The organism is Streptomyces sp. S063, assembly GCF_002832675.1.
GTDB classification, from domain to species: Bacteria; Actinomycetota; Actinomycetes; order Streptomycetales; family Streptomycetaceae; genus Streptomyces; species Streptomyces sindenensis.
Genome location: NZ_CP021707.1, coordinates 6741579 through 6762815, shown reverse-complemented (window position 1 = coordinate 6762815; position 21237 = coordinate 6741579). Strand labels below are relative to the sequence as shown.

At 73.0% G+C, this 21237-nt stretch carries 18 protein-coding genes; 10 read left to right on the top strand and 8 right to left on the bottom strand.

What is annotated here, in order from left to right:
- Nucleotides 1-30: 30 nt before the first annotated feature.
- From CCZ36_RS30705 to CCZ36_RS30690, 4 genes are all read right to left on the bottom strand, one after another.
- Nucleotides 31-1284 (bottom strand): cytochrome P450 family protein, encoded by a 1254-nt coding sequence (locus CCZ36_RS30705; protein WP_128819045.1) that lies wholly within the window; start codon nucleotides 1282-1284, stop codon nucleotides 31-33.
- Nucleotides 1281-2582 (bottom strand): cytochrome P450, encoded by a 1302-nt coding sequence (locus tag CCZ36_RS30700; RefSeq protein ID WP_069740632.1) that lies wholly within the window; start codon nucleotides 2580-2582, stop codon nucleotides 1281-1283. The genes CCZ36_RS30705 and CCZ36_RS30700 overlap by 4 nt, the downstream gene beginning before the upstream one ends.
- A gap of 218 nt (nucleotides 2583-2800) precedes the next feature.
- Entirely contained in the window at nucleotides 2801-4543 is a 1743-nt protein-coding gene (locus tag CCZ36_RS30695; RefSeq protein WP_128819044.1) for a hypothetical protein, read from the bottom strand.
- A 54-nt stretch (nucleotides 4544-4597) separates the two neighbouring features.
- The gene (locus tag CCZ36_RS30690; protein WP_069740630.1) at nucleotides 4598-4906 is read right to left on the bottom strand and encodes a hypothetical protein; all 309 of its coding nucleotides are present in this window, start codon (nucleotides 4904-4906) and stop codon (nucleotides 4598-4600) included.
- Between the two features lie 439 nt (nucleotides 4907-5345).
- Between CCZ36_RS30690 and CCZ36_RS30685 the strand changes: the two genes are divergently transcribed.
- From CCZ36_RS30685 to CCZ36_RS30660, 6 genes are all read left to right on the top strand, one after another.
- On the top strand, nucleotides 5346-6056 hold the full coding sequence (locus tag CCZ36_RS30685; RefSeq protein ID WP_069740629.1) for a response regulator transcription factor: 711 nt from the start codon (nucleotides 5346-5348) through the stop codon (nucleotides 6054-6056).
- Nucleotides 6049-8112, top strand: a complete 2064-nt coding sequence (locus tag CCZ36_RS30680; RefSeq protein WP_128819043.1) for a sensor histidine kinase — start codon at nucleotides 6049-6051, stop codon at nucleotides 8110-8112. The genes CCZ36_RS30685 and CCZ36_RS30680 overlap by 8 nt, the downstream gene beginning before the upstream one ends.
- Nucleotides 8113-8216: 104 nt before the next feature.
- On the top strand, nucleotides 8217-8651 hold the full coding sequence (locus CCZ36_RS30675; RefSeq protein ID WP_128819042.1) for a hypothetical protein: 435 nt from the start codon (nucleotides 8217-8219) through the stop codon (nucleotides 8649-8651).
- Nucleotides 8652-8752: 101 nt separating this feature from the next.
- Complete coding sequence (locus tag CCZ36_RS30670; RefSeq protein ID WP_128819041.1) at nucleotides 8753-9388, top strand: class F sortase; 636 nt, start codon at nucleotides 8753-8755, stop codon at nucleotides 9386-9388.
- A 151-nt stretch (nucleotides 9389-9539) separates the two neighbouring features.
- Nucleotides 9540-10520 (top strand): sphingomyelin phosphodiesterase, encoded by a 981-nt coding sequence (sph, locus tag CCZ36_RS30665; protein WP_128819040.1) that lies wholly within the window; start codon nucleotides 9540-9542, stop codon nucleotides 10518-10520.
- A 108-nt stretch (nucleotides 10521-10628) separates the two neighbouring features.
- Complete coding sequence (locus tag CCZ36_RS30660) at nucleotides 10629-11438, top strand: N-formylglutamate amidohydrolase (protein WP_128819039.1); 810 nt, start codon at nucleotides 10629-10631, stop codon at nucleotides 11436-11438.
- 52 nt (nucleotides 11439-11490) lie between these two features.
- Here the strand turns inward: CCZ36_RS30660 and CCZ36_RS30655 are convergent, their stop codons facing one another.
- The 4 genes from CCZ36_RS30655 to CCZ36_RS30640 all read right to left on the bottom strand — a co-directional run bounded on the left by CCZ36_RS30655 (nucleotide 11491) and on the right by CCZ36_RS30640 (nucleotide 16891).
- Entirely contained in the window at nucleotides 11491-12738 is a 1248-nt protein-coding gene (locus tag CCZ36_RS30655) for a vWA domain-containing protein (RefSeq protein ID WP_128819812.1), read from the bottom strand.
- A 20-nt stretch (nucleotides 12739-12758) separates the two neighbouring features.
- Nucleotides 12759-14009 carry an AAA family ATPase gene (locus tag CCZ36_RS30650; RefSeq protein ID WP_128819038.1) on the bottom strand — a complete coding sequence of 417 codons (1251 nt, stop codon included), beginning with the start codon at nucleotides 14007-14009 and terminating at the stop codon, nucleotides 12759-12761.
- Between the two features lie 82 nt (nucleotides 14010-14091).
- Nucleotides 14092-15543 (bottom strand): hypothetical protein, encoded by a 1452-nt coding sequence (locus CCZ36_RS30645; RefSeq protein WP_128819037.1) that lies wholly within the window; start codon nucleotides 15541-15543, stop codon nucleotides 14092-14094.
- Between the two features lie 136 nt (nucleotides 15544-15679).
- Nucleotides 15680-16891 (bottom strand): L,D-transpeptidase, encoded by a 1212-nt coding sequence (locus tag CCZ36_RS30640; protein WP_128819036.1) that lies wholly within the window; start codon nucleotides 16889-16891, stop codon nucleotides 15680-15682.
- Between the two features lie 241 nt (nucleotides 16892-17132).
- Here CCZ36_RS30640 and CCZ36_RS30635 point away from each other — a divergent pair, with 241 nt between their 5' ends.
- The 4 genes from CCZ36_RS30635 to CCZ36_RS30620 all read left to right on the top strand — a co-directional run bounded on the left by CCZ36_RS30635 (nucleotide 17133) and on the right by CCZ36_RS30620 (nucleotide 21214).
- Nucleotides 17133-18335 carry a lipid II:glycine glycyltransferase FemX gene (locus tag CCZ36_RS30635; RefSeq protein WP_128819035.1) on the top strand — a complete coding sequence of 401 codons (1203 nt, stop codon included), beginning with the start codon at nucleotides 17133-17135 and terminating at the stop codon, nucleotides 18333-18335.
- A gap of 67 nt (nucleotides 18336-18402) precedes the next feature.
- Nucleotides 18403-19086 (top strand): response regulator transcription factor, encoded by a 684-nt coding sequence (locus CCZ36_RS30630; protein WP_128819034.1) that lies wholly within the window; start codon nucleotides 18403-18405, stop codon nucleotides 19084-19086.
- Complete coding sequence (locus CCZ36_RS30625; protein ID WP_069739388.1) at nucleotides 19083-20621, top strand: sensor histidine kinase; 1539 nt, start codon at nucleotides 19083-19085, stop codon at nucleotides 20619-20621. Before CCZ36_RS30630 ends, CCZ36_RS30625 begins: the two co-directional genes overlap by 4 nt.
- Nucleotides 20618-21214, top strand: a complete 597-nt coding sequence (locus tag CCZ36_RS30620) for a hypothetical protein (protein WP_128819033.1) — start codon at nucleotides 20618-20620, stop codon at nucleotides 21212-21214. Before CCZ36_RS30625 ends, CCZ36_RS30620 begins: the two co-directional genes overlap by 4 nt.
- The last annotated feature ends 23 nt before the right edge of the window (nucleotides 21215-21237 follow it).

The following is a 21237-nucleotide window of genomic DNA, read 5'->3' as shown; positions in this document are numbered from 1 at the left end:
CTTCCCCGCCCCGGCCCGCCGGTCGCGCCGTCAGGCCAGGATTACGGGGAAGGCGGCCATGTCGTTCTGTGTCATCACCGGAAGTCTGGTGATCTCCTCGTCCGGGACGGCGAGGCGGAGTCCGGGGAAGCGGGCGAAGAGGGCGGGCAGCGCGATACCCGCCTCGACGCGCGACAGGGCGGCGCCGGGGCAGATGTGCGGGCCGTGGCCGAAGGTCATGTGGCGGTTGCGGGTGGGCCGGGTGATGTCGAAGGCGTCGGCGTCGGGGCCGTGCTGCTCGAAGTCCCGTCCGATGGCCCGGTAGGAGATGACGACTCCCTCGCCCTTGCGGATCACCTCGTCGCCGACGGCTATGTCCTCGGTGGCGAACCGCATCAGCAGGTGGGTGGTGGGGGTGTCCCAGCGCAGCGTCTCCTCGATCACCGCGTCCCAGCCGATCTCCCCGTCGAGCACCAGGCGCAGTTGGTCGGGGTGGGCGAGGAGGGCGCGTACGGCGTTGAGGACGAGTCCGATGGTGGTCTCGTGCCCGGCGGCGACCATGGCCTTGAGGTTGCCCACCACCTCCTCCTCGGTCAGCGGTTCGCCGCCCTCCTCGGCCAGGATCAGCGCGCTGGTGAGGTCGTCCGTGGGCCGGGCGGTCTTCTCGCGTACGAGGTCGGTGTAGAAGACGTCCAACTCCGCCAGCAGTGACAGACGTTCGTCCTGCGGGGTGAGCATGGAGAAGAACGCCTTGTACTGCCGGGTGAGCATGGCGTGCTGGGACTCGTCGACGCCCATCAGCATGCCGACGACCTTCATCGGCAGCGGCTGGGCGAAGACCGCCTTGAGGTCGACGACCCCGTCCTCGCCCTGTGCGGCGTCGAGGGCGTCCAGCAGCTCTGCGGTGAACTTCTCGATGGCCGGGCGGATCGCCTCCAGGCGGCGGGGGGTCAGCGCCTGCGAGGTCTTGGTGCGCAGCCGCCGGTGTTCGGCCCCGTCGACGGTGAACATGGAGCGCCCGGCGTCGATCATGCCGATCAGCGGCCATGCACGTGTCACCACTCCGCTCCGCCACAGCCCCCAGGCGTCGATGTCCTTCACCAGGCGCGGGTCGACGAGCAGTTGGCGCGCCTCGGCGTGCCGGGTGACCGTCCAGGCCGGGACGCCGAGCAGGTCGATCCGGGCGAGGGCCCCGGCGTCGCGCAGCCGTACGGTCTCGCCGTCCAGGTCCTGGACCATGGGGTCGATGGTGATGACCCCGGGGTTCCGGCCGGCTTGTGCGGCCTCGGCGTGCGGGCAGTTCACAACGCGTCTCCTGTCGTGCGGACGGGGGTGAAGCGGACGGGCAGCGCGGTCGTCCCGCGCAGGAAGGCGGACGGCCGGCGGACCAGGTCGGCCGCGGGGACGGCGAGTTCGAGGTCGGGCAGCCGGTCCAGCAGCACTTCGATGCCGGTACGGGCGATGATCTCGGCGATCTCCTGGGCGGGGAAGGGGCAGCGGTACTCGCCGTGGCTGAACGCCAGGTGGGCGCTGTTGCCGCCGTGCCCGGAGCGGACGGCGGAGGCGGTGACCTGCTGGCGGATATGGGGGTCGGCGTTGGCGGCGCCGAGGCCGAGGAGCAGCATGTCGCCGCGGGCGATGTTCCGGCCGCCGAGCCGGGTGTCGCGCGCGGCCCACCGACCGGCCAGGATCTGGGTGGGGCCGTCCTCCCAGAGCACCTCGTTCATGGCCTCGGCGACGCTGTGCCGGCCGCCGGAGAGCGCGTCGGCGAACTGGTCCTCGGTGAGCATCAGCCGGGTGGAGTTGCTGATCCAGTCGGCGGTGGTGAGGTGCCCGGCGGCCGTGATGGCCATCAGGTCGAGCGCGTACTCCTCGTCGGTGAACGGCCCCGGGTGGGCCAGCATCCGCGAGGTCACGTCGTCGCCGGGCCGGGCGCGCTTGTCGGCGACGAGCCGCTGCATGTGCTCGCCGAAGCGCAGGTGCGCCTTCTGCGCCTCGGGCCCGCCGTCGGCGAGGTCCTTGAGCACCCGTGCGATGTCGGCGCCCTCGTCGTCGGGGAAGCCGACGAGCCGGGCGAGCACGAGGACGGGCAGCGGCTCGGCGTACTCGGCGACGAGGTCGGCGGTACCCCGGCTGCACACGGCATCGATGAGTCGGTCGGCCAACTGCTCGCAGTGCTGACGGATTTCGAAGGGGTCCGCCCCTTCGAGGGCGGGGACGACCATGTCGACATGGCGGCGGTGCTCGGCCCCGGCGGTGAAGTAGATGGACGGCATCGGGGTCCCCACCATGGGCAACAGCGGCCAGTCGGCGGGGATGTTGCCCCACTGGTTCCACAGTGAGACGTCCCGGGGGTACAACTCCCCGTCGCTGGTGACCTGGTGGAGTTCCCGGTAGCCGATCACCAGCCAGGCGGGAAAGCCGCCGGGCAGTTCGACCGGGACGACGGGGCCGTGCTCGCTCCGCATGGAGCGGTAGAGCTCCTGGGGGTCGGTGTCGAAGCCGGGTCCGCCGAGCACGACGGCACTCGCAGCGGCGCCCATGGCACAGCCTCCACCCGTACCGGTCGGGGACGCGGGCGTGGCGGACGAGGGGTTCGTCATCGTACGGACTCCAGTGGCGGCGACTTCGCGCGTTGCGACCATACGATCAACGCGGCACCACTATAAGGAGGTTCCGTGAACCCTTGGGCCCTGTTCGCGCTCATTTCCGACCGAACCTCGAACGATACGGACCACCTTCGCGCCGCTCCTCGCATGACATCTGCGCATCATTGCCCACAAGGTGGGCGTCGGCAGGCCACCGGGTCTGCGCGGGCGGATCACCGGGCCGGCGTCGGCGGGGTGAAGGCCACCCCCACGCTCCACTCCCCGGTCCGGATCGTCAGTCCGTCCGTCAGATCCTTCGACCGCTCCAGGTCGGTCAGCCACAGGTTGACGGCGGAACCCAGGAGCACCGGGTCGAGCGCGGGCCGCCGGGCACCCCAGGCGCGCTCAGTGCGCGCCTCCAACTGCCGCCCGCCGCGCAGCTGGACGAGACAGCGGGTCTCGTCCAGCCGGGCGACCAGGACGTTGAGGTTCTCGTGGCGCAGGGCCGCGTCCGTGATCCAGTCGAGCGCGGCCACCTCCGCGTCCGCGACCGTGCGGGCCAGCACCTCCGCCGCGGCGGGCCAGTGGGGGTGGTTCTCCTCGGTGGTGACGGCGTAGAAGCCGAGGGCCTCGGTGTGGTGCCCCGCGACGAGGGGGCGCCGCTCGATCTTCACGGTGCCCCACGCGTCGTGCGTCCCCGTCACGTCGTACGCCGTGACCTGCGCCCGCCGCACCGGTTCGGGCGCAGGTACGGGAAGGGGCCGCGGAGCGCCCGGGGGCACCCGGACCCCGCGCCGGGCGAGGAACTCGTACATCCGGGCCCGCGTCACCTCACCGGAGGTGTCGACCGACGCGAGCTGCCCGTCCACCAGGGGCCGCAGCTCCGCCGGGTCGTGCCGGCGCGCCGTGTCCAGCAGCTGCGCCAGGACGTCCCCCTCGGGGTCCAGGCGCGGCGCGCCCCGGGCGAAGGCGGCGGCGGGAGAGAGCGGGTCCAGCTCGTCGAGTCCGGTGGCCGCGAGCACCGTGACGCGGTCCGCGGCGGCCGAGTAGAACGACGTACTGCCGTGGTCGCCGACCACCCAGTCGCTGGCCACCACGGCGGCCCGCCACCCCTCCTGAGGCGGAATGATCATGAGCCCGGCGTCCATCGCCGCCCCGAGCCGCTCCAGCACACCGGCCGGGGTGTGCCGGGCCCACACGTTGGGGTGGAAGACGGCCGCGACCGCGAACTCGTCGGCCGGGAGCGAGGTGACCAGCCGCAGCGGCAGCTCCGGATGGCGCCCGAGCAGCGAGTGCTCGCTCCAGGTGGAGTGGACGACGACCAGCCGGCGCCCGTCGACCGCGCCGAGCCGCGAGCGGTACCGGTCCCGGTGGGACATGCTCGCGGTGATGCGCTGGAAGCACCAGTCGCCGACGGCCAGGGCGTACGGCGCCGCCTCGGGGCAGATCTCGGTGAGCCGGTCGATCTGATCCTGGTGGGAGACGCCGATCGCCTGTGGGACGACCTTTCCCCGCCACATCAGCTCCCGGCGGGACAGCCCGGCGGGGGCGAGGGCGTCGCCCGTCGACTCGGTGACGAGGCGGTTGTACCCGGCGCCGTGCGGCAGCACCATCAGCGGGGCGTCGAGCCGGCGCATCGTCGGATGCACCGAACAGCTCACGGCCAGATCGAAGGGGCGCCGGGTCGCCTCCTCCCAGCTCAGCACACGGATCCCGAGGCCGGACAGGTAGGAGTCGAGCCCGTCGGCGAACGCCGACCCCGGATTGACCGTGTAGTACTTCTCGATGCCGTCCTCGGGCCGCAGCAGATGCATCACGTCCACCACCCGGGTGGCGGACGTGAGCGTCCGGGCCACCCCGAGCACCTCGGCCTTCGGCGCGTCCCAGGTGTCCCACCGGTCGTGGCACGGCCGGTCCGCGCGGCGGCCCCGGAACCGGGCGGACGTACGGCTGAGCAGCGACGGCACCGAGGACAACGCGTGGCTCCGGGAGAGGTAAAGGGGCAGGGAGAAGGGTAAGCGGAGGGAGGCTCAGGCCGTCGGCGCGGCCGGTGGCCTCAGCCCCATGGTCCGCCGCAACGCGCTGAGCTTCTCCTCGCAGGCGGCCCGCAGCGGCCGGTCCTCGGCCCGGTCGGCCAGTGCGGCGAGCAGTTCGAGCGCCTGGTCGAGCTTGGCGAACTGCTTGAGCGCGGCCGCCGCGTCGGCCGCCGCACCGGCGGCGGCGACCGCCCGGTCCAGTGAGCCGAGCCCGGCGAAGGCATGGGCCCGTACGAGGTCGATCCGGGGCAGCATGGGTTCGTCGCCGCCGGCCCGGGCGGTCCCGGCCGCCTCGTCCAGCACGTCGAGGGCGTCGGCCCACCCCCGCCGACCCCGACCACCAGCACGACACCCGGCTCCGGTCCGGCGGCCAGGGACAGGGCCGCGTCCCGCAGATCGGCCAGTTCCCTCGTCCGGTTGACGAACACCCGGCTGGGCACGGGCCCCTGGCTCGGCGGGACGTCCGGCGGGGGCGTCGGCAACTGGAGGCCCTCGATCCGCTGCGCCATCAGGACGGGCCCGACGATGACGGCGTCCCCCGACACCGTGTTGTACGCCGCGTTGTGCGCCGTTCCGCCGCCGTCGGTACCGAGGCTGTTCAACCCGTCTCCTTCCACCGGTGCGGACACCCTCGCGCGGGTGAACGCGCCGGTTCCCTTCCCGGCTTCCGTGGACCGGAACCCGCCCCGGCCTCGCACTGTAGTCCCGCCGCTCTACGATCGGGGGCGTGTGCGCTGACGTCATGGTCGCCGAGGACGACGAGAAGCAGGCCGAGCTCGTACGCCGCTATCTGGAACGGGAAGGACACGCCGTACGGATCGTGGGCGACGGCCTCGCCGTGCTCGACGCCGTCCGGCACCGGGAACCCGACCTGCTCGTTCTCGATGTGATGATGCCCCGGGCCGACGGCCTGGACGTGGTGCGGGTGCTGCGGTCCGAGGACCGCGAACTGCCCGTGCTGATGCTGACCGCGCGGTCGACCGAGGACGATCTCCTGCTCGGTCTCGACCTCGGCGCCGACGACTACATGACCAAGCCGTACAGCCCGCGCGAGCTGATGGCCCGGGTCCGTACCCTGCTGCGGCGCACCCGGCGGCCCGCCGCCCCGGAAGCGGTGGCCGAGGACCCGGTCCTGCGCGTCGGCGAGCTCGTGGTCGACCCGGAGCGGCACGAGGTGTCGGTGGGCGACCGGACGGTGGAGTGCACCCCGGGCGAGTTCCGGATCCTGGCGGCACTGGCGGCCGGACCGGACCGGGTGTTCAGCCGGCAGCGGCTCCTGGAGGAACTCCACGGGTTCGACCGCTACATCAGCGCCCGGACCGTCGACGTGCACGTCATGAACCTGCGCAAGAAGATCGAGCGGGCCCCTCGGCGGCCGGAGCGGCTCCTCACCGTCTTCGGCGTCGGCTACAAACTGACCGACCCGGCGAAGGCCGCGGCCCGGCGTGGGTAGGGCACGCGGGCGCGGCGCCCGGCGGGAGGGGCCGGGTCGCGCGCGGCTGCCGCTGCGGCGGAGTCTGCTGGGGCGGCTGCTCGCCGTCTCGGCGCTGGTGGCCGCCTGTTCGGTGGCGGCCACCGCCTGGATCGCCGTACAGACCACTTCGGGCGCGATCAGGCAGGAGCAGGGCCAGAACCTCACCGCGGACGCCCGGATCTACGACACCCTGCTGGAGTACGCCGCCCGCAACCCGACCTGGGACGGGGTCGGGGCGACGGTCCGGAAGCTGGCCCGGGAGTCGGGCCGCCGGGTCGCCCTGACCACGCAGGGCCGGCAGCCGCTCGCGGACTCCGCCACCGGGGAGACCGCGCGGGCCCTGCCGCCGCAGGCGTCGGCCGTGGTCGACCCGTTGTCCGTGGACACGGTTCTGGCGGCGCGCGGTGCCGCAGGGCAGGGTACGGGCGCCGACCGGATCGACCCCCGGGCGGTGGGTCCTTTCCGGCTCTCGTCCGCCGACAGCCGGGCGTTGCGACGGACGGCGGACGACAAGGTGGCGTGCCTGAACCGGGCGGGGATCGCCTCGGACGTGGTGGTCGGGGCGAGCGGCCGCCCCCGGGTGCAGATCGTGGGCAACGACCCCGAACGCGCGCTCGGCACCCGCTGCGATCTCGCCGCCCTGGACGCGCCCACCCGTTCGGAACGCAAGGCGCTCGACGCGCTCACCGAGCTGGCCGACGCCTGCCTGAAGCGGCAGGGCCGCGAGGGCGTACGGCTGAACAACGATCTGTCCTGGGGCGATCCGGCCCCGGTGGCCGTACCGGGCGAACCCGGGGCGCTCGCACCGCGGCCGGTGCCCGCGCCACGCGACGCCCCGGCGGAGCGGGCCGCGCCGTCGGTGGAGATGCCGGAGATGACCGGGGAGAGGGACCGGGCCATCGCGTCCTGTGTGGGCACGGCCCGGAGCGAGCAGCTCAGTTCGTACGTGGCCTCTCCCGCTCTCCTCTTCATCGGCGACGAGGGCGGCGCGACGCTGCCGGGCTTCGATCTCTCCCCCGCGAACACGGCCAGGATCGCGGGAGCCGCGGCGCTCGTGCTGGCCCTCACGGTGGGCGCTTCGGTGTTCGCGGGAGCCCGGCTGGTACGCCCTCTGCACGCCCTGACCGGCGCCGCGCAGCGGATGCGGGACGGGGAGCAGCCTGCGTCGGTGCCCGTGTCGGGGGACGACGAGGTCGGGCGGCTGGCCGCGGCGTTCAACGACATGTCGGCCCATCGGGCGCGGCTGGAGGAGCAGCGCAAGGCGATGGTGAGCGATGTCGCCCATGAGCTGCGCACCCCGCTGAGCAACATCCGGGGCTGGCTGGAGGCCGCCCAGGACGGACTGGCCGACCCCGACCCGGCGTTCGTCTCCTCGCTGCTGGAGGAGGCCGTGCTGCTCCAGCACATCATCGACGACCTCCAGGACCTGGCTGCGGCCGACGCGGGGGCGCTGCGCCTGCATCCGGAACCCGTCGAGGTCCGGGAGCTGCTGGCCCAGGTCGCCGCCGCGCACCAGGCTCGCGCGGAGAACGCGGGCGTCACGCTCACCGTCACCACGACCGCCCCGGGCCCGGCCCTGGGCGCGGACCCGGTGCGGCTGCGGCAGGCGGTGGGGAACCTGGTGTCCAACGCCGTACGGCACACGCCGGAGGGCGGGCGGGTGACGCTGCGCGCGTACGTCGCGGGGCGGGACGCGTCCGGGCCGTACGCCCCCGGGCCGAACGCCTCCGAGGAGGGCTGCGGGACGGCCGTGACAGGCGGCGGGACGGTGGTGATCGAGGTGACGGACACCGGATCCGGTATCCCCGCGGACGACCTCCCCCATGTCTTCGACCGGTTCTGGCGCGCCGAGAAGTCCCGCAGCCGCCGCACGGGCGGCAGCGGCCTGGGCCTGGCCATCGTCCGCAAACTGGTCGAGGCGCACGGCGGCACGGCGGAGGCGACGAGCACCGAGGGCGAGGGGTCGACGTTCGCTCTCCGGCTGCCCGGAGCCAGGGGATGTCCGGCCCCTGATGGGATGACCACAGCGTTCTGACAGCTTCTTCATATCTCCACGCCAGCCTGGCTCCATGCCCCGCCCCCGGTGCGAACCGGCATCCGGGACCGTCACGGGGCCGAGTATGGAATGGAGCCATCCGCATGACCGCTTTCCCCACGCGCACCACGCTGCGCGCCGCCGTCCTCGCCGCTGTCGCGGCGGGCGCGGTGCTGGTCCCGTCCGCCGCCGCGTTCGCCGACGCCTCCCCGAGGCCGTCGGCCCCCGCCGAGGTCACACTGTCCCCGGAGCGGAGCAAGGCCGCCGCGGAGGCCCCGAGGGACGCCGCCCCGGCGGTGACCCCGCGCGGCGGTGTGGCGGCGGGCGACCGCCCGGCACCGGCGCCGAAGGAGGCCGCCCCGGCGGAGGCCGAACCGGCGGTCACCCCGCGCGGCGGTGTCGCCGCCGGTGAACGCCCGGTCGGCAGCGGGGACAACAGCACCGCGCTGCTCGCCGGTTCGGCGGCCGGGGCCGCGCTGCTCGCGGGCGCGGGCACGCTCGTGCTGCGCCGCCGCTCGGCGGCGGGCCGCAACGGCTGACCCGACCGCTGCGTGTGGCGCCGCCCCGCGCAGGGGCGGCGCCACACGCAGTTCCCGAGCCGCACGTTCACCCCCTCCTGCCCCGATTCCGGAGTCTCCCTGTGCCGTCGCCCCGTACGCCCCACCGCTTCCGGCGGACCGCCGCCCTGCTGACCGCCGTCGCGGCCTGCGTCGCTCTGGCCGGCTGCTCGTCCGCCGAGCCCTCGGCAGCCACGGCCACCGCTCCCTCCGCGACGGCGCGGGACGAGGCGGGCTCCGCACCGACCGCACGGTCCCGGACCGACGAGACGGAACGGTCGGCCCCCACGGAGGTCACCATCCCTTCCATCGGCGTACGGAGCACCCTCATGGAGCTGGGTCTCAACGCGGACGGCACGGTCGAGGTTCCGCCGGCGGAGAAGGGCATGACGGCGGGCTGGTACCGCGGCGGGTCCGTACCCGGCACACCGGGCCCGGCCGTACTGATCGGCCACAACGACACCCGCTTCGGCCGGGCCGTCTTCCACGACCTGAAGAACGTCCGCGAGGGCGCCGAGGTACTGGTCCGCGACGGGGCGGGGAAGACCCTGCGCTTCACGGTCACAGGGAAGGAAGCGGTCAGCAAGAAGGCGTTCCCCACGGAGAAGGTCTACGGCCCGACGAAGGGCAGCACGCTGCGGCTGATCACCTGCGACGGGGAGTTCGACGCGGAGGGCCACCCGGTGGACAACCTGATCGTCTACGGCGACCTCGTCTGAACGGCGACGGACACGGTTCGGCGTATCCGGCCGGGATCCGGATGGCAGCCGATCGGACAGACTCGTGCCACCCGATGTCTACCCGCGGGTAACTGGCGCTGCTTGGATGGGGGGCGCCCGGTACGCCCCCCACTCGACCACAGGAGACCTCGTGCCGAACACCGCGTTCCGCCGCCTGACCGGCGTCACCCTGTCCGCCGCGCTCGCCACCGTCACTCTCGCCGCGAACGCTCCCCAGGCGGCGGCTGCCGAGACCCCCTCGCTGCGGGTGCTCTCGTACAACGCGTTCCTCTTCAGCAAGACGCTCTACCCCAACTGGGGCCAGGACCACCGGGCGGCCGAGATCCCGAAGACGTCGTTCTTCCAGGGCAACGACGTCGTGGTGATCCAGGAGGCCTTCGACAACGGCGCCTCCGACGCGCTGCTGCGCAACTCGGCCGCCCAGTACCCGCACCAGACCCCGGTGGTCGGCCGGAGCAAGAGCGGCTGGGACGCCACGGGCGGCTCCTACTCGGCGACGACGCCGGAGGACGGCGGCGTCACCATCCTCAGCAAGTGGCCGATCGTGCGCAAGGAGCAGTTCGTCTTCAAGGACGCGTGCGGTGGTGACTGGTTCTCGAACAAGGGCTTCGCCTACGCGGTGCTGGACGTGAACGGCGCCCGGGTCCACGTCGTCGGCACCCACGCCCAGTCGACCGACCCGGGCTGCTCGGCGGGCGAGGCGGCACAGATGCGCAGCCGGCAGTTCAAGCAGATGGACGCGTTCCTCGACGCGAAGGACATCCCGGCCTCCGAACAGGTCGTCGTGGCAGGCGACTTCAACGTCGACGGACACTCGGCGGAGTACGCGTCGTTCCTCTCCGACGCCGGCCTGACCACCCCGGACTCCCGGACGGGCCACACGTACTCCTTCGACACCCGCGACAACTCCATAGCCTCCGAGCGCTACCCCGACGACCCCCGCGAGGACCTGGACCACGTCCTGCACCGCACGGGCCACGCGAAGCCGGCGGGCTGGAAGAACGATGTGGTCAAGGAGCAGAGCGCCCCGTGGACGGTGTCCAGCTGGGGCAAGAAGTACACGTACACGAACCTCTCCGATCACTACCCGGTGATCGGTTCCGGCCAGTAGCCGTTCTCTGACGTGGTGGTCCCCCGGCGCCTCGCCGGGGGACCACCACCTGGGCGGGCACGGGAGACTGGTGTGCGACGAAGACGGCACAACGGAGGAGAAGTACCCGTGAGCGACCCCCAGCGGCCCTTCACCCTCATCCCGGGCGCCGCCGACTCCCCGGTCCTCCTCCACGTGCCGCACGGCTCCCGCCACATCCCCCACCGCGTGCGCAAGGGCATCACGCTGGACGACGCCGCCCTGGAGCGCGAGCTCGACCACATCACCGATGCCCACACCGCCGAACTGGCGACGGCTGCGGCGCAGATGGCCCCGGTCGCCCCCTGGTGCTTCGTCAACAACCTGTCCCGGCTGGTCGTCGACCCGGAACGCTTCCCGGACGAACGGGAGGAGATGCTCGCCGTCGGCATGGGCGCCGTCTACACCCGCACCACCCACCGCGAACCGCTCCGCCCGCCGGAGGACGACCCCACTCCCCTGCTGGAGGCGTACTTCCACCCGTACGCCACCGCCATGACCGAGGCGGTCGAGGCACGCATCGCCGCCGCCGGCCGGGCGGTGATCATCGACGTCCACTCGTACCCGACCGAGCCCCTCCCCTACGAGCTCCACGGCACCGGCCCGCGCCCGCCCGTCTGCCTGGGCACCGACCCGTTCCACACCCCGCCGGAACTCCTCGCGGCGGCGGAATCGGCGTTCGGCGACCGTGTCGGCCATGACGGCATCGGACACGACACCCCGTTCGCCGGTACGTACGTCCCCCTCCGGCACTACGGATCGGACCGCCGGGTCACCGCGCTGATGATCGAGATCCGCCGCGACACGTACATGACCGAGCCGGGCGGCCCTGCGGGCCCGGGCCTGAAGACACTGGCGGAGGCGGTGGCGGGGCTGGTGGCGAGCGTCGTTCCCCGGTGACCGCCCCCTCCGGCGGGTCCGGCTCCGGCCGCCAGGAGGAGGGGCCTGCCCCTCAACCGATCTCCACCACCCGCGCCCACGCAGGCGGCCGGGGAGGGACGTAGTCGGGGTTGTCCTCGTTCCAGGAGCTGCGCCGGTTGTCCCTCGGGAACAGCCCGACGACCGTGCGACACGACGGTTGGGCCGTGGGCCAGGGGGTTTGACCGTCCGTCAGCACGACGACGGCGTCGGGGCGGGGATGGGACCGGAGCGCCTTCGCGAAGCCCGTACGCAGATCCGTGCCGCCGCCGCCCACCAGCGGGATGCCCTCGGCCTGGCACAGCGGGTGGACCACCCTGGTCGCCGCGTCGCACGCGAGGACGGTGACCAGGTCGCGGCGGCCGCCCACCGCGCGGGAGACGGCGGCGACTTCGAGGAGGGCGCTGCCCAGTTCGGCGTCGCTGACCGAGCCGGACGTGTCGATGACGACGGAGACCCGGGGCGGTCTGCGGCGGAGGCTCGGCAGGACGACACCGGGCAGTCCGGTGGAGCGGCGCGAGGGCCGCCCGTAGGTGTAGTCCTCCCCCGCACCGGGGCCCGAGGCGGCCGAGCGGACGGCGGCGCCCAGCAACTCCCTCCAGGGCTGGGGCGGATGGAACGCCTCCTCCGCCCACCGCTTCCACCCCTTCGAGGCGTTGCCCGGCCGGCCGGCAATGCCCTGCGCCACCCGGAACCGGACGGCGTCCTGTTCGTGTGCGCTGAGCCCGTTGGCCCCGTCGGGACCCAACTCCCATTCCCTGTCCAGTCCGTCGGCGCCGCTGCCGCAGTCCAGCCAGGCGAGGTCCTGGGTGCGCGGGCCGAGGCGGAACTGGTACAGGTAGTCCTCCATCAGCTCGCCGGGCCGCAGATCCAGCGTCGACGGGTAGACGGCCCCCTTCGGCCGGGCCAGGCCGTCGCCGTACACGTCGTCGTTGATCTCGCAGTCGGCGGCGATGTTCATCCGCAGCCGGTCCCCCGGGCCGGTCAGCCCGCGCTGCCGGGCGACCCGGTCGCTGCGCCCGTGGTGGTCGCGCAGCAGGTGCGACACCTCGTGGACCCAGACCCCGGCCAGCTCCTCGACCGGGGTGCGGGCCACGAAGGACGGGGATACGTAGCACCGCCAGTACCGGTCGACGGCCATGGTCGGAACCTCCCGCGACTCCACGGTGTGCAGGGCGAACAGGGCTGTGGCCAGGTAGGGGCGGGCTCTGGCCGCCTGGAGGCGCGCGGCGAAGAGTTTGTCCAGGTCGAGCGTGCTCGGCGCGGCTTCGGTCGTCGTCATCGGTCCGCCGTCGGTCGTCGTCATCGGCCCGCCGTCGCTCCGGCGCGGGCCACCCGGTCCGCCGCCCGGTCCGCCCGTCGGGACAGGGAGACCACTCCGGCGAGGTGCTCGATCGCGGCCGGTACGTCCCAGTCCTCCTGGCGCAGCGAGGCGAGGGTGGTGGCGGGGACGACCACCAGGTCCGGGGCTCCGGACTCCAGCGCCCGGACGAGCAGCGTCCACGCCGCGTCCCAGCGTGCCCGGTCCGGGCGGGTACGGATCGCCGCGACGACCCCGTCCAACGCGGCCTGTCGCAGATCGCCACGCTCGGGCAGGACCGCGTTCGCCGGGTCGGCGAGGAGGTCCTCGGGGTCCGGAAGGTCCATCCGGTCCAGGCTCGCCAGCAGTTCAAGACCGGGCCCGTCCCCCACCGTGCCCCTGACCAGCAGGGACAGCACCTCCCTGGAGGAGCCGGCGGCGGCCGCGAAGGCGATCAGGTTCAGCGTCATGTCCCAGCTGCGCGGCGACGGCCAGGGGCCGCCCCGGCGCGTCTCCGTGGTGGGCAGCCGGTGGACGAGCGTGGGGCGGGCGGAGAGCAGCCCGCACACCGCGCGCCGGGCGAAGTCCACCGCCTCGGGCAGCTTTTCGGGATCGAGGCGGGGCAGCGTCGCACGGGGCCAGGTGCCGGCGAGGCCGCGTACGACGACCTCGTGGTCGTGGGTCCACTGGAGGTGGACGAACCGGTTGGCGAGTGGCGGGCTCAGCTCCCAGCCGTCGGCCGCCGACGAACGCGGATTGGCCGCCGCCACGATCCTGACACCGGGCGGGAGTTGCAGCGCACCGATCCGCCGCTCCAGCACGAGGCGCAGGAGCGCGGCCTGGACGGCGGGCGGTGCGGTGGAGAGCTCGTCGAGGAACAGCAGGCCCTTTCCGGCCCGTACGAGGCGAACGGCCCAGTCCGGCGGGGCCATCGGCACGCCCTGTTCGGCGGGGTCGTCGCCGACGATGGGCAGCCCGGAGAAGTCGGACGGCTCGTGCACGCTGGCGATGACGGTCGTGAGCGGCAGGCCCAGTGCGGCGGCGAGCTGGGTCAGAGCCGCGGTCTTTCCGATGCCCGGCTCGCCCCACAGCAGGACGGGCAGGTCGGCGGAGACCGCCAGGGTCAGCGCCTCCAGCTGGATGTCGGGGCGCGGCTCGGTGGTGGTGTCGCGGAGCAGGCGCATCAGCGCATCGGCGACCGCGAGTGGGGAGCCGGGAGAGGGCAGGGGGGCGGAGGTGGTGTTCGTGAGCATGAGTGATCACCTGAGGGTGTGCGAGAGGGCGGGTGGGCGGGGCGGCCATGGGAGCGCGGCAGCGGCCGCGGAGGCTGCGGGATCAGCTGACGGTGGTGTGGCGCGGTCGTCGCGCCCTGCGCGGGCGGGGGGCGACGAGGCGGCGGGGGACCGAGTGGCGGTGGAGGGGGCCTGAGCCGAGCAGGCCGGCTCGGAACAGTCCGTAGGTGATCCGCCGCCGGGCCGCGGCTTCCAGTTCGTCCCGCAAGGGGCCCTCGCGGAGCACCGCTTCAGGACCGAGCAGCCCTTCGACGACGTCCAGCGCACCGGCGATGTCCCCGTGGTCGAGGCGTTCGCGCACACCCGTGAGGCAGTCGGGCCGCCGGTGTGCCTCGTCGATGGCCCGGAGGCAGGGCAGCGGCGTACCGGTCAGGGCGACCAGCAGTTCTTCGCGGCGGATCTCGGCCGGGTCATGGTCCAGCGGAGCCAGGGCCCCGTCGACCAGGCCGATCCGGTGCTGGGCTCCCCGGCAGTCCACGAGGCGCGTCGCTCCGGTCCCGTCACCGGTACGTGAACGGGCCGGGGCCGAAGTCGGCGGCGGGGGGCCCGGCACGAGCGCCCGCGCGACCAGCGGGTGCAACTGCCCGGCTGCGACAGCCCCGGTGCGGAGCAGATCGAGGTCGGGCAGCACCCAGGTGGCCGCATCCGGCAGCACCGGTGCCGCGGACGAACCCTGGTCCGGCACTACCGCCGCGATCCGCGCGACGGGCGTGCCCCAGCCGTCCTCGCCGTTCTCCACGCGGAGAAGCAGCCGACGCCGACCGCCCAACCGCACGCTCACCGCCCCTCCCTGCTCCTGTCCCTCCTGCCTCTCCGCCCGGAGCAGGGTCGCCGCCTCCGCCGCCCACCGGTCGACGGCACAGCGGCGGTCCGCCGGCACGGCGCTCCACAGGTCCGGGTCAACGGCTGCATCAGCGGGTTCGGTTGACAGGCCGTCGGCACCGGAGCGGAGTCGCAGCTCATCGGCTCTGCGCGCATCCCACAGGTGGCGGTGCAGATCGAGACGGAAGCGGCGGTTCGGATGCGGGTGGGGGTGCCGTCGGGCGGTGGGCTCGGCGTGCGACCCGTCCCACAGCGCGAGACTGATCCGCTGTCCGGCGTCCGCCCAGGCGGGTGGGGTCCGGACGACCAGGTGCAGAGGGGCCGGCCCGTCACGCTCCAGGGGGTCGTAGTGGGCCAGTTCGATCGTCAGCCCCGGGCGCAGCAGCCCGTGCGGGGCGATCCTCGGCAGGTGCCAGCGCAGCAGATCGGGAGCCAGATGGCGGAGGTCCGCCCGGATGCAGGCGGCGAGTTCCCGGCCGTGGCTGCTTGCCACGGAACGGAGTTGGAGGTCGACGTCGACACGTGCCGCTGCGCACGCGCCTGCCCAGTCCCCGGCCTCGCGGCGGGCGGTCGCAGTCTCGATCATCGAGGCCGGCACGGCGAATCGACGCACGCGCGGCCAGAAAGACGGGAGGGGCGGGTGGGAATCCCGGTTCGCGGTCGAAGTGAGCATCAGCACTCACCTTGCGCGGACGGGTCCCCCAATCTGTTCATGGAGTGAGTCATCGCCGGGAGCCTAGCCGCGGTCACCGAGACCCGCCAGATATTATGTTCAGCAGCACGGACGACCCACCCTCCACCCACCGCTCTCAGCGCGACGCGCTCATCCGCTGCCACTCGGTCCACGAGAGGTTCCACGCGCCGAAGCCGTTCCCGGGGGCGACCACGCCCTTGGTGTCCTTGCCGGTGATCTCGAACGGATCTCCCGGCCGCACCTGCCCGTAGAACCAGGCCGCGTCCGCGTCGCTCATGCCGATGCATCCGGAACTCCGGTTGGCCCTGCCGAGATGGCGGGCGTTCCACGGGGCGGCGTGCGCGTACATGCCCGACCAGGTCAGCCGCATCGAGTGGTCGACCATCTTGTCGTAGGCGTCGGCGAGGCCCACGGTCTCGGAGTTCATGTTGATCGTGCCCTCCTTGGACATGAGGACGGCGGTTCCGCGCCAGGATCGTTTGTCGCCGCCGGGCGTGCCGCCGGAGACCGGGATCCGGCGGACCGTCTCGCCGTCGCGGACAAGCGTGAGCTGGTGGCGGTCGAGGTCGACCTTCGCGATCTGCCGTGCGCCGATGGTGAAGGCAGTCGTGTAGTCGCGTACGAACCAGCCGCCCCCGGGCCCCGAGTCGGTGCCGTTCAGCTCGGCTTTCAGCGTGACCTCGGTCCCCGGCTTCCAGTACGACCTGGGCCGCCAGTCCACCCGGTCCCGGCCCGACCAATCGCGCATCCAGCCCCAGGAGCCCTGCGTCTCGTTCGAGGTGGTGACCTTGAGCTGCTTCTCGACCTCGGCCCGGTTCTTGACCGGGTGGTCGAAGACCAGGGAGATGGGCTGGGCGACGCCGACGGTGGTGCCGGTGCCCGGTCGCCAGTCGACCTTGTTGACCTTGCCCGCCTTCGCCGTGGTGAAGGTGGCCCGGGCGCTCCGGGCGATTCCGCCCGCGCTCCGGGTCGCGGCCGTCACCTCGTACGCCGTACCCGGTACGGCCTTGCGGTCGGAGACCCACGACCGGCCGTCGACGGCGGCCTTTCCGGCGAGCCGGCGGCCTCCTGCGTCGGTGACGGTCACCGAGGTGAGGCGGCCGCCCGAGACCGTGACCCGTACCGGCTCACCGGCGGGGACCTGCTTGCCCGTTGGCGTGACAGAGACGGTGACGGGCCGGTCGTCGGGGCTCGATGTCGCCTCGGCGGCCGGTGCACCGGGAGAGGGGCTCGACGAGCAGGCGGCGAGAGGTGCCACGAGGGCGGCGACCACGGCGGCCCGGACGCGGGCGTGGATGCGTACGGGTATGTGTGACGAGCGGGACAACAGGACCTCCAAAAGAGCCGCGAGAGTGCCGGACGAGTCGGCGATGCTGCGACTGTAGAGGCGGCAAACCGCAGTTCAGGCGTTGTGGCACGGTGTGACGGCGACTGGTGGGGAACGGTCATGGTCCGGTCACATTCGCCGCTCCGAGCGGTCATGGAGCGCTGTGAGCATCCTCTGTATCCCCGCGAAGTCCGGGGAATCGTCCCCGCGTCAGAGACCGGGGAGAAGGAGAGGCCAGACCGTGTCAGCGCTGCTCGTGCCGTCGTCGTCCAGCCCCGTGCGCCGCGCACGGCCCCGGGGCGTGGCCCTGGGCACCATCACACCGAGGGCCTACCGCGACTTCCTCGCGTCGCCCGAAGGCCAGGCCCTCGGTCCCGGCTTCCTCCAGTGCCCGTCCTGGGCCGGCGTCAAAGAGGGCTGGCACTCCCGGTTGATCGGCTGGGGACCCGATCCGGAGGCCGGCGCGCTGACGGGGGCGGCCTCGGTGCTGCTGCGGCAATTCCCCGGCACGCGCAAGTACTTCGCCTACCTTCCCGAAGGGCCCGTCGTCGACTGGAGCGACCCCGATGTCGACGACTGGCTCGATCCGATGCTGGAGCACCTGCGCCGTGCGGGCGCTTTCGCCGTGCGCATCGGTCCGTCGCCCGCCTACCGGCGTTGGGACGCGGCCCGGCTCAAGCCCCTCGCCGGCCCGGGCCGCCGCATCGGCGACGTCCTGGCCAGCGAGGTCGATCCTCTCGGCTCCGCCGTCGCCGACCGGCTGCGGGCCAGGGGCTGGCGCCGCTGCGGCGGAGACGGGACGGGGCAGGGCGGGGATGCTCAGCCCCGCCACGTCTTTCAGGTGCCACTCGCCGGACGTACCCCGGACGATCTGTGGGCAGGGCTCAACCAGGAGTGGCGCCGGAATGTACGCCGGGCCCGGAAGGAAGGGGTGGAGGTGGTGGTCGGCGGTTCGGCGGACCTTCCCGAGTTCAGCCGTCTGCTCACCCTCACCGAGCGTCGCGACGGCTTCCGCCTCGGCCGCTCACTCGCCTATTACGAGCGGCAGTACACCGCTCTCAACGCCGAGGAACCGGGCCGCATGAAGCTCTACCTCGCCCGCCACCGGGGCGAGATCCTGGCCGCCCACACGATGATCACCGTGGGCCGCCGGACCTGGTACCAGACCGGTGCGTCGGCCGACCACCGCCGCGAGGTCCGGCCCTCCAACGCCCTTCAGTGGCGGATGCTGCTGGATGCCCACGCGACCGGAGCGTACGTCTACGACATGCGCGGGGTACCCTCCACTCTCGATCCGGAAGAACGTGAGTACGGATTGCTGCGGTGGAAGCTCGGCACCGGTGGTCAGGTCGTCGAGACGTTGGGGGAATGGGAGAGGCCAGTGGGCGGCAGCACCAACCACGCGCTTCACCGTGCCTTCCAGGCGTACCTGAACCGCCGATGACGCGAACGCCCCCGACGGTTCGCCCATCACCCATCACCCACCACTGACCGCCCAGGGAGAACAGCCGATGCCCCGCGTGCTCCTCGTCGAGGACGACCCCTTCGTACGTGAAGGGGTCCAGCTCGGCCTGCGTCGGCGCGGCCACGACGTACGCGCAGCCGGAACCGGCGAGGACGGTCTCGCCGCGCTGGCCGAGTTCCGCCCCGATCTGCTGTTGCTGGACCTGATGCTGCCCGGCATGACCGGTGTGGAGGTCTGCCGGCAGGTCCGTGCCCACAGCCAGTTGCCGATCATCATGCTCACCGCACGCGGCGACGACTTCGACGTGGTCATCGGGCTGGAGGCCGGTGCCGACGACTACATCGTCAAGCCCGCCCGGACCGAGGTGATCGACGCCCGGATCCGGGCGGTGCTGCGCCGCATGGACGACGGCTCGACGGGCCGCCCGGCCATCGAGGTCTACGGCGACCTCACCATCGACCGGGTCGGGCTGGCGGTCTCCAAAGCCGGCCGGCCCCTGACGCTCGCTCCCTCCGAGCTGAGACTGCTCCTGCACCTGTCCGCCGCTCCTGAGCAGGTGTTCAGCAGGCAGCAGCTTCTGGAGAACGTCTGGGAGCACACCTTCCACGCCGACGGCCGACTGGTCGACGCCTGCGTCGCCCGCCTCCGCGGCAAGATCGAGGACGAGGACGGCAACCCGCGGTACGTCCAGACACTGCGTGGCTTCGGCTACCGCTTCGGCCCGCTGTGATCGCCCTCCCCCGCCCCCGTCGTACGCGCGGCGGCGACAGCAAAGGACGTGACGGCAGGGGTCCGGGCACGCACACCCGCGAACGGTCCCGGGCCTTCGGCCTGCGCACCCGGCTCCTGGCCGCCTTCCTTCTGGTCGCCGCGGTCAGCGCCGGCACGACGTCCGCCCTGACCTACCGCGAGGCCCGCAACGCACTGCTCAAGACCTCCCAGGACACGGCCGTCTCGACGTTCCGCGACCAGGTCCAGCGGACGGGCTGGGGGCTGCCCGTCGAGGAGGAGGGGCTTCAGGAGTTCCTGCGCGACCTCGCCCGCTCGGGCAAACCGCGCCCCTGGGTGGTGTTCGCCGAATACGGTTCGGTCCGCGCGTCCTCGGGCGAGAACCCGGTCTCCACCGTCATCACCCCCGAACTGCGCCGGGCCGCGACGGCCGACCGGTACGGCAGTTTCCAACGGGTGGTCAAGGACGGCGTCCCCTACCTGACCATCGGCATCCCCACCCTCTTCAGAACCGGGCCCGACAGCGTGCTGCCCACCGGACTCGTCCTGTACGCCGTCATGCGGATGACCGACGAGCAGATCAACGTCGACGCCCTCCTCGTCGCCGCCCGGAACGGGGCCCTGCCCGGCCTCGCGGTCGCGCTCGTTCCCGCCCTGCTCGCGGCGCGCAGCGTGCTGCGTCCGGTACGGGAGCTACGCCGGGCGGCCCGGAGCATGGGCAGCGGCAGACTCGACACTCGTATCCCGGTACGCGGCCGTGACGAACTGGCCGACCTGGCGGACACGTTCAACGAGTCGGCGGGTCAACTGGAGCGATCTGTAGGCGAGTTGCGTGAAGCCGAGGCGCGTGCGCGCCGCTTCGCCTCCGACGTCTCGCACGAACTGCGCACCCCGCTCGCCGGGATGCTCGCCGTCACGGAGGTTCTCGATCAGGACGCGGACCGGCTGGACGCCGACACCGCCCAGGCGGTCCGGCTGGTCAGCGCGGAGACCGGAAAGCTGGCCGTCCTCGTCGAGGACCTGATGGAGATCTCCCGCTTCGACGCCCGGGCGGCCGAGCTGAACTCCGACGAGATCGATGTCGCCGAGGCCATCCGCAAGACCCTTCAGACCCGACGCTGGGCGGACGACGACCGGATCCGCACCGAACTCCCCACGGGTGTGCGGGCCCGGCTCGACCCGCGCCGCTTCGACGTCGTGGTCGCCAACCTCGTCGGGAACGCGCTGCGGCACGGCGGCGCGCCCGTCACCGTGCTCCTGCGCACCGAGGCCGGCCCCTCGGGCACGCTCGTGCTCGTCGTCGAGGTCGCCGATCGCGGCCCCGGCATCCCCGCCGCCGCGCTTCCGCACATCTTCGACCGCTTCTACAAGGCCGACGCGGCCCGTACGCGCTCGCCCGGCAGTGGCCTGGGCCTGGCGATCACCCTGGAGAACGTGAATCTGCACGGCGGAACCATCCACGCGGCGAACCTCTCCGGCGGCGGTGCCGTCTTCACCGTCGAGATACCGCTCCGGGCCGAGGAGGCCGGCCGATGAGGCGTGCGGGGTGGCGCGGGCTCTCCGCGGCCGTCGTCGTCCTGGCCGGCGTACCGCTGGCCGGCGGCTGCGGGATCCAGGACTCCGACGTCATCGAGGCGGGTGGCCCGGCGACCGTCGAGGCCTTCTTCAACCGTGACGTGGACATGCTGCTCTTCTTCCGCTCCCCCGACGGTGGGTTGACTCCCGTGATGCGGGAGTTCAGGCCCTCGGCCGGGTTCGGCGAGGAATACGTCGAACCCGGCGCCGGCCCACGGGACCCGTCCGGGCCGGCGGGCCCCGCACCCACGGAGAAGGTCGTCCTGGCGCTGCTCTCCGGCCCGGGTGAGGCAGACCGGGCCGCCGGCCTCACCACGGCGCTCCCGGCCGTCCGCGAGGGCAAAGCCGTGAAGGTCGAGGTCTCGTCGGACGGCGGGGTCACCGCCCGCCTGCCCATCGCCGTGAAGGCTCTCAAGCCCGCGGCTCTCCGCCAGTTGACCTGCACGATCGCCTACAACCAGGCCGCCGACGGCCGGGGCGTGGTGACGCTCAGGGGGGATGACGGGGCCGTGAGCTCCGGCAGGTGCGGCCTCGCCCCCGGCGCGGCCGACTGAGAGCATCCCGGCCGGGAGCCCGC